Annotated in this window: 13 protein-coding genes; 4 read left to right on the top strand and 9 right to left on the bottom strand. The window is 48.4% G+C overall.

Going from position 1 to position 11498, the window contains the following annotated elements:
- Window positions 1–49 precede the first annotated feature (49 nt).
- Both secB and grxC read right to left on the bottom strand, forming a co-directional pair.
- Window positions 50–484 carry a protein-export chaperone SecB gene (gene secB / locus HMPREF2696_RS08935; protein ID WP_003745844.1) on the bottom strand — a complete coding sequence of 145 codons (435 nt, stop codon included), beginning with the start codon at window positions 482–484 and terminating at the stop codon, window positions 50–52.
- 21 nt (window positions 485–505) lie between these two features.
- Complete coding sequence (grxC, locus tag HMPREF2696_RS08930; RefSeq protein WP_003684090.1) at window positions 506–763, bottom strand: glutaredoxin 3; 258 nt, start codon at window positions 761–763, stop codon at window positions 506–508.
- 237 nt (window positions 764–1000) lie between these two features.
- Here grxC and HMPREF2696_RS08925 point away from each other — a divergent pair, with 237 nt between their 5' ends.
- Window positions 1001–2494, top strand: coding sequence for an Rne/Rng family ribonuclease (locus HMPREF2696_RS08925; protein ID WP_070588517.1), 1494 nt, complete (start codon window positions 1001–1003; stop codon window positions 2492–2494).
- Window positions 2495–2549: 55 nt separating this feature from the next.
- Here the strand turns inward: HMPREF2696_RS08925 and HMPREF2696_RS08920 are convergent, their stop codons facing one another.
- The 4 genes from HMPREF2696_RS08920 to HMPREF2696_RS08905 form a co-directional block, all read right to left on the bottom strand.
- A complete protein-coding gene (locus HMPREF2696_RS08920) occupies window positions 2550–3218 on the bottom strand; it encodes a membrane protein (RefSeq protein ID WP_049348905.1) in 669 nt (222 codons plus the stop codon).
- A gap of 30 nt (window positions 3219–3248) precedes the next feature.
- A complete protein-coding gene (gene purN, locus HMPREF2696_RS08915) occupies window positions 3249–3875 on the bottom strand; it encodes a phosphoribosylglycinamide formyltransferase (protein WP_070588335.1) in 627 nt (208 codons plus the stop codon).
- A 97-nt stretch (window positions 3876–3972) separates the two neighbouring features.
- Window positions 3973–4791: an FKBP-type peptidyl-prolyl cis-trans isomerase gene (locus HMPREF2696_RS08910; RefSeq protein ID WP_070588334.1), complete on the bottom strand. Its 819-nt coding sequence runs from the start codon at window positions 4789–4791 to the stop codon at window positions 3973–3975.
- Window positions 4792–4951: 160 nt separating this feature from the next.
- Entirely contained in the window at window positions 4952–6217 is a 1266-nt protein-coding gene (locus HMPREF2696_RS08905) for a Glu/Leu/Phe/Val family dehydrogenase (RefSeq protein ID WP_070504425.1), read from the bottom strand.
- A gap of 421 nt (window positions 6218–6638) precedes the next feature.
- Here HMPREF2696_RS08905 and HMPREF2696_RS08900 point away from each other — a divergent pair, with 421 nt between their 5' ends.
- The 3 genes from HMPREF2696_RS08900 to HMPREF2696_RS11555 all read left to right on the top strand — a co-directional run bounded on the left by HMPREF2696_RS08900 (window position 6639) and on the right by HMPREF2696_RS11555 (window position 8150).
- Window positions 6639–7352, top strand: coding sequence for a phosphoglycolate phosphatase (locus HMPREF2696_RS08900; protein ID WP_049335455.1), 714 nt, complete (start codon window positions 6639–6641; stop codon window positions 7350–7352).
- Window positions 7353–7451: 99 nt separating this feature from the next.
- Complete coding sequence (gene recX / locus HMPREF2696_RS08895; protein WP_049335453.1) at window positions 7452–7913, top strand: recombination regulator RecX; 462 nt, start codon at window positions 7452–7454, stop codon at window positions 7911–7913.
- A gap of 75 nt (window positions 7914–7988) precedes the next feature.
- Window positions 7989–8150 (top strand): hypothetical protein, encoded by a 162-nt coding sequence (locus HMPREF2696_RS11555; protein ID WP_039861975.1) that lies wholly within the window; start codon window positions 7989–7991, stop codon window positions 8148–8150.
- Window positions 8151–8267: 117 nt separating this feature from the next.
- Here HMPREF2696_RS11555 and HMPREF2696_RS08890 read toward each other — a convergent pair whose 3' ends face one another.
- The 3 genes from HMPREF2696_RS08890 to gmk form a co-directional block, all read right to left on the bottom strand.
- Window positions 8268–10424, bottom strand: a complete 2157-nt coding sequence (locus HMPREF2696_RS08890) for a RelA/SpoT family protein (RefSeq protein ID WP_049335451.1) — start codon at window positions 10422–10424, stop codon at window positions 8268–8270.
- A gap of 106 nt (window positions 10425–10530) precedes the next feature.
- Complete coding sequence (gene rpoZ / locus HMPREF2696_RS08885) at window positions 10531–10737, bottom strand: DNA-directed RNA polymerase subunit omega (protein WP_003682294.1); 207 nt, start codon at window positions 10735–10737, stop codon at window positions 10531–10533.
- Window positions 10738–10789: 52 nt separating this feature from the next.
- The gene (gene gmk, locus HMPREF2696_RS08880) at window positions 10790–11407 is read right to left on the bottom strand and encodes a guanylate kinase (RefSeq protein WP_049335449.1); all 618 of its coding nucleotides are present in this window, start codon (window positions 11405–11407) and stop codon (window positions 10790–10792) included.
- Window positions 11408–11498: the final 91 nt, after the last annotated feature.

Here is an 11498-nt window from a genome sequence, read left to right as displayed (position 1 = left end):
GCCGTCTGAACGCAATGTTTCAGACGGCCTCAATTTAGGTATAACGCGATTAAGCGTTAGCTTCCTGTTGTTGTTGGTAGATTGCTTCGAAGTTGATCGGAGCGAGTAATACAGGTGGGAAGCCGGCGCGGGTTACGCTGTTGGAAATGGCTTCGCGTGCGTAAGGGAACAGGATGTTTGGACAAGCAACGCCCAGCAGCAGTTGTACGTCTTCTTCAGGAATGTTTTCCAGACGGAAGATGCCGCTTTGGGTAACTTCGTTCAAGAACATGGTGCGCTCTTCGTTCAGTTTGGCAGTCACGGTAACGGTAACGTCAACGCTGTAGAAGCCGTCTTCCAGTTTGGTGTTGCCGGTAGAAACGCGCATATCGACTTCAGGCTCGCCTTGTTCCAAGAAGATTTGTGGTGCATGAGGCACTTCCAAAGACAAGTCTTTTACATACAGACGCTCAACGCTGAATACGGGTTGCAATTCTTCGCTCATTTTATTTTCCTAAGTTAAGGGTTAAGGATTCAGTAATTCGTCCAACTTGCCTTCCTGCTGCAAGCGGTACAAATCGGTAAAGCCACCGACATGGGTATCGCCGATAAAAATCTGCGGCACGCTGCGCTGGCCGGAAAGCTGCTGCATTTCGGCAAAAACTTCCGGATTGCCGTCGATGCGGATTTCGTTGATTTCTTTCACACCCACCGCCTGCAACAGCCTTTTCGCCATGGTGCAGTACGGGCAATATGGACCGGTATAAACAGTAACGGTTTGCATGATTTCTTCCAAAATACCAATGTTCATGACTATATGGGCATAAGCGTTATTTTACAAGTGTTCCCGCCGTACGGTTGTAAAAAACATTCAGACGGCCTCTTGGCCATAAACATTTGTGCAGATGCGGAAAAACCATAATTAAAGTATGATAAGCGCTTTCGCAGAATGACTTTTGCCATTTGTTTTTTGGAGAAGGACACATCGCAAAAGTTTTTCTATTCAAAATCAGGTATCCCCATGCTTTCAGGAATTCCCATCCCCAAGGACGCCGTACGTCCATCCGAAACCGTCCTCGTCAACATCACGCCGCAAGAAACGCGTGTGGCCGTTTTGGAAGAGAACAATATCTGCGAGCTGCACATCGAGCGCAACAGCGGCCATAGCTTGGTCGGCAATATTTATTTGGGCGTCGTCAAACGCGTCCTTCCCGGCATGCAAAGTGCGTTTATCGATATCGGCTTGGAACGTGCCGCGTTTTTGCATATCGTCGACGTCCTCGAACAACGCCGCAATCCGGACGAAACCCAACGCATCGAACACATGCTCTTTGAAGGTCAGTCCGTCTTGGTTCAGGTCATCAAAGACCCCATCAACACCAAAGGCGCGCGCCTATCCACCCAAATCTCGCTGGCCGGCCGTTTCCTCGTCCATCTCCCGCAAGAAGACCACATCGGCATTTCCCAACGCATTGAAGACGATGCCGAACGCAGCAACCTGAGGGAGCGCCTCAACAACCTGCTGCCCGAAAACGCCTGCCACGGCTACATCATCCGCACCAACGCCGAAAACGCTTCCGATGCCCAGCTGCAATCAGACATCAACTACCTGACCAAAGTGTGGGAACACATTCAAAAACAAGCAAAAATTCAGCCGCCCGAAACCCTGCTCTATCAAGATTTGCCTTTGAGCCTGCGCGTATTGCGCGATATGTTCAGCCTTGATACGCACAAAATCCTGGTCGACTCGACCGAAAACCACCGCCGCATGACCCAGTTTGCCGAACAATACGTTCAAGGCGCATTGGGCAGAATCGAGCTGTTCAAAGGCGAACGCCCCCTATTTGAAACCCACAACATCGAGCAGGAAATCGCCCGCGCCCTGCAACCGCGCGTCAATCTCAACTTCGGCAGCTACCTCATCATCGAGTCCACCGAAGCCATGACCACCATCGATGTCAACACCGGCGGCTTTGTCGGCGCGCGCAATTTTGATGAAACCATCTTCCGCACCAACCTCGAAGCCTGCCACACCATCGCCCGCGAACTTCGCCTGCGCAATCTCGGCGGCATCATCATCATCGACTTCATCGATATGGCGCAGGAAGTCCACCGCGAAGCCGTCCTGCAAGAGCTTGCCAAAGCCCTCAGTTTCGACCGCACCCGCGTCACCCTAAACGGCTTTACCAGTCTGGGCCTTGTCGAACTGACCCGCAAACGTTCGCGTGAAAACTTAAGCCAAATCCTCTGCGAACCCTGCCCTTCCTGCCAAGGCCGGGGCCGTCTGAAAACGCCGCAAACCGTGTGCTACGAAATTCAGCGCGAAATCGTCCGCGAAGCGCGCCGCTACGATGTTCAAGCCTTCCGCATCTTGGCCGCTCCGAATGTCATCGACTTGTTCCTAGATGAAGAATCGCAATCGCTGGCGATGTTGATAGACTTTATCGGCAAACCGATTTCGCTGGCTGTCGAAACCGCCTACACGCAGGAACAATACGATATTGTGTTGCTGTAAAGATAAGGCCGTCTGAAAACTTTTCAGACGGCCTTCTTGTTTGAGCAAATAAAGATTACGGTTTCACTACTTTACCGTTGATTTTGACGGAAGTCAGTTTCAGGTTGTAGGTTTTGCCGTCATCGGTATAGCTGATTTGCGCCGGGATATTGTCGATATCGGAAGCAAACGAGTAAGTAACGGTATCGTCGCCACGGCGGACGCGATATTTGCTCACAGGCGTTGTACCGCCGTTCAATTTATAGCTTTCGTTGCCGATTTTGTTCATGCTGCCGACGGTGTACAGTTTTTTACCATTGGTAATTTTCAAACCTGACGGCAGGCGCACGTCATTGGCGGCCAGTTGCCATGCCAAAGTGAACAAGTCCATGGCCGGGCCGGATTTTTCGGTTTTCAAATCACCTGCTTTGCCGTAAGTGATGTTGCCGCCGGAGAATTTGGCCTCGGCATACACTTTGCCGCCGCGTACATCTTTGTAGTAAGACGGATTCAAGGTCGTGCCGTTAATACTGCCGCCGGATTCAAAGCGGATATTGTAAAGCGGTACTTTGATGGTAGAGACGATTTTGTATTGGTTGCCGCTGCGTGTGAAGGTCATGGTCGCAGGAATACCGTAGCTGCCTGAGTATTGCAAAACGGCAGATTGCGGCAATTCAGCGGCTTGCACGCCGACGGAGGCTGTAAGCAGGGAAAGTGTCAGCAGGGTTGTTTTAATCGGATTCATGATGTTTTCCTTGTGTGTATGGTGTTTCAATCAAGCCAGCAGGCTTTGACCGGCGGCATTGCGTTGTGCATTCAAAACGCGGTTGCCTTCGATTTTCAGACGGCCTGCAACAAAATCGGCAACGGCTTGCGGGAAAAGCCGGTGTTCAACCGTCAGCACGCGTGCGGCAACATCGTCAGCAGTATCACCGTCCAAAATAGGAACAATGCCTTGCGAAATAATCGGGCCGCAATCCAGCTCAGGGGTTACGAAATGGATGGTGCAGCCTGCCACTCGGCAACCTGCTTCCAATGCGCGTTCATGGGTATGTAAACCGGTAAAGGAAGGCAGGATGGACGGATGGATATTGATCAGGCGGTTTTCATAATGGGCGCAGAATTCCGGGGTCAAAATGCGCATAAAGCCCGCCAATACAACCAAATCGGGTTGATAGGCATCGATTTTTTCCATCATGGCCTGATCAAATGCCAGACGCGAGTCGAAGTTTTTATGGTTCAAACTGTCGGTGGCTATACCGCGCTCTGCCGCCCAGGCCAATCCGGCTGCGGTCTCGTTGTTACTCAATACGGCTGCAATGTTGGCATCGGGAATATCGGCATTCACAATCGCCTGCATATTGCTGCCGCGTCCGGAAATAAGGATGACGATATTTTTCATCATAATTCCTTGTTGGTTTGGAACAAAGGCCGTCTGAAACGGAATTTTTTCAGACGGCCTTTTATCCGTTGTTTAAGGGCGTAAGCCTTGATTCGGATTATTGAACTTTTTGTACGTCAACTTGTACTGGTTGCTGTGCAGCGGCAGCGTCAGGTGCGCCGACTTTAACCAGTTTTACATCGAATACCAAAGTGGCGTTCGGGCCGATTTTATCGCCGGCACCCACTTCGCGGTAAGCCAATTTAGCCGGGATGTAGAATGTTGCTTCGCCGCCTTCTTTCAAGAGTTGGATACCTTCAGTCCAACCTGGAATGACTTGGCTTACAGGGAAGCTGACTGGGCCGCCGTTGGCTTTGCTGCTGTCAAATACGGTACCATCAATCAGACGGCCTTCGTATTCAACGGTAACCATGTCGTCTTTAGTCGGTTTTTTACCTTCGCCTTCTTTGGTGATTTTGTATTGCAGACCGGAAGCGCTGGTTTTCACGCCTTCTTTAGTCGCGTTTTCTTTTAAGAACGCTTCGCCTTTTTCCAAGTTTACTTTGGCATCTTCAGCACGTTTGGCAGCCGCTTTTTCTTGTTGCTCTTGCAGGAATTTCATCATCACTTCCTGAGCTTGAGCTTCAGTCATTTTAACTTCTTTACCTTCAAACATGGCCTCCATGGCTTCGGTGAAGACTTTCAAATCAATTTCCGTACCTTGGTCTTTCATTTGTTTCAATGAACGGCCGATGTCCACACCCATTGCGTAGCTGGCTTGTTGGGCAGTAGAACCGATGGCAGAAGCATCTGCAGTCGCATTTGAAGCTGCGGAAGCAGCAGGGGCGTCTTTAGCGGCAGTGTCTTTTTGGTTGCAAGCAGTCAGTGCCAACAAAGCAGACAAAGCCAATGCGCTGAATTTGAAAGTTTTGTTCATGATTATGTCTTTTCCGGAAAGGTCAAAAAAGGGGATTATAGCTGAGTTTGATTGAAATGGAATCAAGGTGGATTAAAATTTGTAAAGGCTCTTATCAAAAACATTAAGGCCGTCTGAAAACAGGTTTCAGACGGCCTACTCTTAGCTATTGGTCAAACGATTAATACCAGCCGCGCAGTTTCATTGCCTTTTCAACACGACGGATACTCATCATGTAAGAAGCGGTACGCAGGTCGACATCGTATTCTTGAGCCAAGTTCCAAATATCGCGGAACGCACGGCGCAGAACCACGGTTTCTTTCTCTTGAACTTCGTCAAACTCCCAGTAGTAGCCTTGCAGGTTTTGTACCCATTCAAAATAGGACACAACCACGCCGCCGCAGTTTGCCAAAATGTCAGGAACAACCAATACGCCGTTTTGACGCAGAATAACGTCGGCTTCAGGAGTAGTCGGGCCGTTTGCGCCTTCAACCACGATTTTCGCGCGGACTTTGCCTGCATTTTCGGAAGTCAATTGATTTTCCAATGCACAAGGGGCGAGTACGTCCACATCCAAAGCCAAAAGTTCGGCATTGCTGATTTCTTTACCGTAGCCGGCTTCATTGGTGATGAAACCTTTGGTTTGGAATTCTTTAATGATTGCTTCCATATCCAAGCCGTTTTCGTTGTAGATGGCAACGTCAACAGTAGATACGGCAACGATTTTCGCACCGGCTTTGTGTGCATAGTAACCGGTGTGGTAGCCCACATTACCGAAACCTTGAATGGCGTAAGTGGCACCTTTCACGTCTTTGCCCAGTTTTTCCAAAGCTTGGACGGCGGCGAAGTTTACGCCGTAACCGGTGGCTTCGGTGCGCGCCAAGGAACCGCCAAACTCAACCGGTTTGCCGGTAAACACGCCCGGTGCAGAATGTTTCACGACGTTTTCATAGGCATCAACCATCCAAGACATGATTTTGCCGTTGGTGTTCACATCAGGGGCGGGAATGTCGATTTTCTCGCCGATCAGCGGAGAAATGGCTTCGGAATAAGCGCGGGCGATGCGTTCCAATTCTGCTTCGGAATAGTTACGCGGATCCAAAGTAATACCGCCTTTACCGCCGCCGTAAGGAATACCGGCTACACAGCATTTGATGGTCATCCAAATAGACAGTGCTTTGACTTCGTCCAGATTTACATTGGGATGGAAACGCACGCCGCCTTTGTAAGGGCCGACGGCGTTATTGTGTTGGGAACGGTAACCGGTGAAATTTTCTACTGTACCGTTGTCGAGTTTGACAGGGAAGTTCACTTCCAAAACACGTTGCGGCTTTTTCAAGATTTCAAATACTGCCGGGTCGGCATTCAGGCGATCGCAGGCAATTTTTACTTGTTTTTGTGCAATTTCAAACGGATTCAGTGTTTCTTTAACAGCAGATGCGGACATGTATTTTTCCTTTTCATACACATGATTAGACGAGAGCCATACTTGTTACTATATACAAAAACAGGAAAAAATGTAATAGCATGTAGTCGATAAAAAGCAAATCCATTCATTTATATATAAATTTAGTTTGAGGCCGTCTGAAAATATCGGTACGCCGACCAAAAAATTTTCAGACGGCCTAGTATAAATGCTCATCAAACCATTCAAAAAAACACTCAAACCCTTTGTTTTTTAATGCCTACCAAACCGCCCTTTTTGTTGACAAAATCCCTTCCACATTACCAACAGACGGACAGACTTACACCAGCAAAAATTGTTAACAATTTAAACAAATATCCCATTAAAGAATCAGCAAAACATCGGCAAATCAGGCAAACAATGTTAAAATAAGCGCTTAAATAATATGACAGAAAGCTACTCAATGACCACTGCTGCCTTAGAACACGTTCAAGCCGTTGCCTTTGATTTGGACGGTACCTTATGTGATTCCGTTCCCGATTTAGCCGCAGCAGCCCAAGCCATGTGTGCGCACTTGGGTTTACCTGTTTTGCCTACCCAAACGGTTGAAAGTTATGTCGGCGACGGCATCAGCAAGTTGGTTCATCGCGTCATTAGCAATGATCGTGAAAAAGAAGCCGATCCTGAAATCTGGGAAAAAGGTTTTGTGTTCTTTATGAAATATTATCGCGAGCACTTGAGCGACTTTACCCGCCCCTACCCTGAAACCGAAGCCGGTCTCGGCCTGCTCAAGTCCTTGGGTATTCCATTGGTTGTCATTACCAACAAAAACGAAGTGCTGGCAGCCGAGCTGCTGAAACAGCTCAATCTCGACGGCTATTTCAGCTTGGTTCTTGGCGGAGACAGCCTGACTGAGAAAAAACCCAGCCCATTGCCGCTTCAACATGCGGCTGAAGTTTTGGGCATCGATGTTGCGAATATGCTGATGGTGGGCGACTCCAAAAATGACATTATTGCCGCCAAAGCGGCCGGTTGCTTCAGCGTCGGCATAACATTCGGCTACGGCGACATGACCTTGCTCTCTCAAGACAAAGCGACCAAACCTGATTTGTTGATTCGCGCCCTGCCTGAAATCTACGAAAATCTGCAACCGCAAAAAAACAAAGACAAAGAATAATTCGGCTTTATTTTCAGACGGCCTTTTCGGTGCTTTCACCTAATCAGGCCGTCTGAAATGTAATTCAATGTAGTTAAAATCCCTCCCCTTCCATATCCCATGAAACCTCCCAAAACCTTACGTTCCCGCGCCTTGGATATTCTTTCCCGTCAGGAAGTCAGCCGTGTTGGCTTGAAACGCAAACTGGCTCCTCACTCAGAAAGCGAAGAAGAATTGGAAAAGGTTTTGGACGAATTTGCCGAACGGAATTGGCAATCCGACCAACGTTACGCAGAAGCCTATATTCACAGCAAAAGCAACCGTTACGGCACACTCCGCCTCAAGCAAGCTTTGGCGCAACAAGGTATCGATGCAGATGACTGTCGGGAGTTCCTACCCGATAGGGAGGACGAGCTGCAAACCGCCATTTCCGTCTTGCGTAAAAAATTCAAGCAAGAAGCTCAAGATTTGAAAGAAAAACAAAAACAGGCGCGTTTCCTTGCCTATCGCGGCTTTGGTGCTGACACCATTCAGACGGCCTTAAAAACCGCGTGGAATAAAGACGAAGACTTCTATCAATAATCATTCCCACTTGAAACTTTGCTTCTATCGGCGTACCCTTACGCTTTTATTCAATAATTCAATCAGAGCTTCATCATGTCCGACAAACCGCACGATACACCTAATCCCCTACTCGAAGATGAACGCAAAAACCCTGTTTACCGCTTGGGTCAGGCAGTAGCCGGATTCATGTTGCTGGTTTGGGCCGGCGTTTTGGCCTTAGTTTTCTTCTTGGTTTTCCGTTTTTGGTTGAGTTAAATCCAGCCTGAAGCATTATTTTTCTTCAAAACAAACTGACAAAGTTTGTTTGTACATACTCAAAAGGTCGTCTGAACACACTTTCAGACGGCCTTTTCTTATCATGCTGATCACAGATTATCCTCGAATCACTTTGCGGATATTCGGATTGGCATGCATTGCATGAATAATCTGATTAACCTGATCCAAGTCTTTGACTTTAATTGTGAATTTAAATTCTACAAAACCTTCCGTTCCTGCTTGCGCTTTGGTCGGCGTATCGACAGATTCGATATCCGCACCGGAATTGGAAATCGCTTGCGCCATTGAGGCCAACAAACCATGAGCATCTTCGGATTTAACGTTGAGGATGGTGCGGTACGTTTGATTGCGCAAACTGTCCCAGCCCGCATCGAGTTGCTCTTCCGGATCGGCTTTGACCAAAGTTTGACAGGTATCACGGTGGATAATCATACCCTTGTCTTTGACCAATAGGGCGCGGATCGCATCGCCGGGAATCGGATGGCAACATTCGGCAAAATGAATCCGGCCGGTTTCCTGATCGTTGACTTTGATCGGGCTGAGTTTGACCGCGCTGCCAAAATGTTGGCCCGCCAACTCAGCAATGTGCATGGCAACGTGTACCGGCAAAGTATGCCCCATACCGACATTGTAAAGAACCTCTTCAAACGAGGTTTGTTTGGTGTTCAAATCGGCAAGGTATTTTTCTTTGAGGTCGTCTGAAAGCAGGATGTCTTTAGGCAACAGGCTGGATAAAGCTTTTTGCAGCAGGTTCTCACCCAAAACAACGGCATCGTGACGATTCAGATTTTTAATGTATTGGCGGATGGCACTGCGCGCACGGCTGGAAACGGTAAAATTCAGCCATGCCACATTAGGCTTGGCGTGTTCGGAAGTAATGATTTCTACCGTATCACCGGTTTTCAGCTTGGTGCGCAACGGCATCATGACGTTATTGATACGCGCGGCAACGGTTTTATGACCGATATTGGTGTGAACGGCATAGGCAAAGTCAATCGGCGTCGCACCTTTAGGCAAGGTAAGGATATCGCCTTTCGGGGTAACGATATAGACTTCGTTGGGGAACAAATCGACTTTGACATGCTCCAGAAACTCGATGGCATTTGAGCTGCTGGCCTGCAGGTCAAGAATATTTTTCATCCATCGGTTCATATGGAGGACGGCTTGGTCCGGAGTATTTTCACCGGATTTGTAAATCCAATGGCCGGCAATACCGCCCTCAGCCACAGCGTCCATTTCACGCGTACGGATTTGCACTTCGATCGGTAAACCGTAAGGACCGACCAAAGTCGTGTGCAGGCTTTGGTAGCCGTTGCTTTTCGGAATAGCGATATAGTCTTTAAAACGGCCGGGCTTGGGGTGGTATAAATTATGCAATGCACCCAACGCGGCATAACAGGCAGGAATATTGTTTACAATGACCCGAAAGCCGTAGATATCCATTACTTCGGCAAAACGCAGTTTTTTAGCCAGCATTTTTTGATGAATGCTGTATAAGTTTTTCTCGCGGCCTTTGATTTTGGCTTCAATATTGACACCGACCAAACGCTGACCGAATGCACGCAACACTTTGCCGACAACATCGCGGCGATTTTTGCGGCTGTTGTCCATGGCTTTTTTCAGGGTTTCGTAGCGTCTTGGGTGGAGGTTTTGGAACGATAAGTCTTGAAGCTCTTGATACGCATTGTTCAGGCCAATGCGATTGGCGATTTGAGCATAGATTTCGAGGGTTTCTTTGGCGATGCGGCGGCGTTTTTCCGGACGCATAGAGCCAAGGGTGCGCATATTATGCAATCGGTCGGCCAGTTTGACGACGATAACACGCACGTCTTTAGTCATGGCGAGGATAAGCTTACGGAAACTTTCCGCCTGATGCTCGGCATGATCTTCAAATTTGAGTTTTTCCAGTTTGGAGAGGCCGTCTACCATTTCGGCAATGGTATCGCCGAATTCTGCCGCCATTTCGACTTTGGTTACACCCGTATCTTCCAATACATCGTGCATAACGCCCGCGCAAAGACCTTGAACATCCATATGCCAAATCGCAAGCTGCGTGGCAACGGCGAGAGGATGGGTGATGTAGGGTTCGCCGCTTTTACGGGTTTGTCCGTCATGGGCGTGGAAAGCGTAGGCAACGGCTCTTTCAAGCTCGGCCTGCTCATTGGTATTGAGATAGGATGCGGTGCGAAACAGAAGCTCGCGCGCTTCTGCTGTCAGCGGGTCATAGGGGGCGGTAGGCAGTGGGGCTGGCATTTTCAGACGGCCTTTTATGGCTATTTTTTTAAGCCGTCAGACTGTATCGGTTGTTATATCGCACCGATACAGTCCGCGCGGCGGTTTTATCGGTTTGCCGGTTGGTTTACTTATTGCGGGTCAGCAGCTCGGTTCCGATTTGTCCAGCAGCGATTTCGCGCAGGGCGGTTACGGTTGGTTTGTTGTTGCGGATGTCGTCAACCAAAGGCGTATTGCCGTTTTCGAGCTGGCGTGCGCGACGGGCGGCAACGAGGGTAAGGTCGAAGTGGTTAGGGATTTTACCTGTGCAGTCTTCAGTAGTAATACGGGCCATGTTTGCTTGCTTTCTTTCTATGTTTCAAATAAACGGTTATTTTCGCTGTTTTTTACGAATTTTCCAACAGGTTTGAAATAAATCCCTGTTGAGAGGATTTTTTCAGACGGCCTGCTTTAATAATGTGGAACAAATCGGCTTCGGCACGATCCAAATCGTCATTCACGACGACGTAATCGAACAAAACGGATTGCTCAATCTCATGTCGGGCTTTTGAAAGACGTGTTTGAATAACTTCTTCGCTGTCTGTACCACGGCCGATCAAACGTTGTGCCAATACTTCAAAGGAAGGCGGCAGGATAAAAATACTGCTGGCTTCAGGCAATGATTTACGCACTTGCGCCGCACCTTGCACATCAATTTCCAAAATTACATCATAGCCCTCTTCGCTCAACGAATTCACGCCGGCAATGCTGGTGCCGTAATAGTTGCCGAACACATTGGCGTGTTCCAAAAAGGCTCTTTGATCAATCAGTGATTCAAATTCTTCTTTGGGAACAAAGTGGTAATGCACGCCATGTGTCTCACCCTCACGTGGCTGGCGCGTGGTATGAGAAATGGAAACACGGATGTCGTCATGATTTTTCAACAGGCGCGACACCAAGGTCGTTTTACCTGTGCCGGAAGCGGCAGAAATGATGTAAATATTGCCTTTTTTATGATTTTGCATGGTGGTTCAGCCGATGGTATGTACCTGTAAATTATAACACAACACAATGTTTCTCGGAATTTCAGACGGCATGTTGCAAAATTTGGCTATT

This window comes from Neisseria sp. HMSC058F07 (assembly GCF_001810035.1).
Lineage (GTDB): Bacteria > Pseudomonadota > Gammaproteobacteria > Burkholderiales > Neisseriaceae > Neisseria > Neisseria perflava.
Note: the sequence above shows the minus strand (reverse complement) of the source record. Positions and strands in the feature narration are given on the sequence as shown.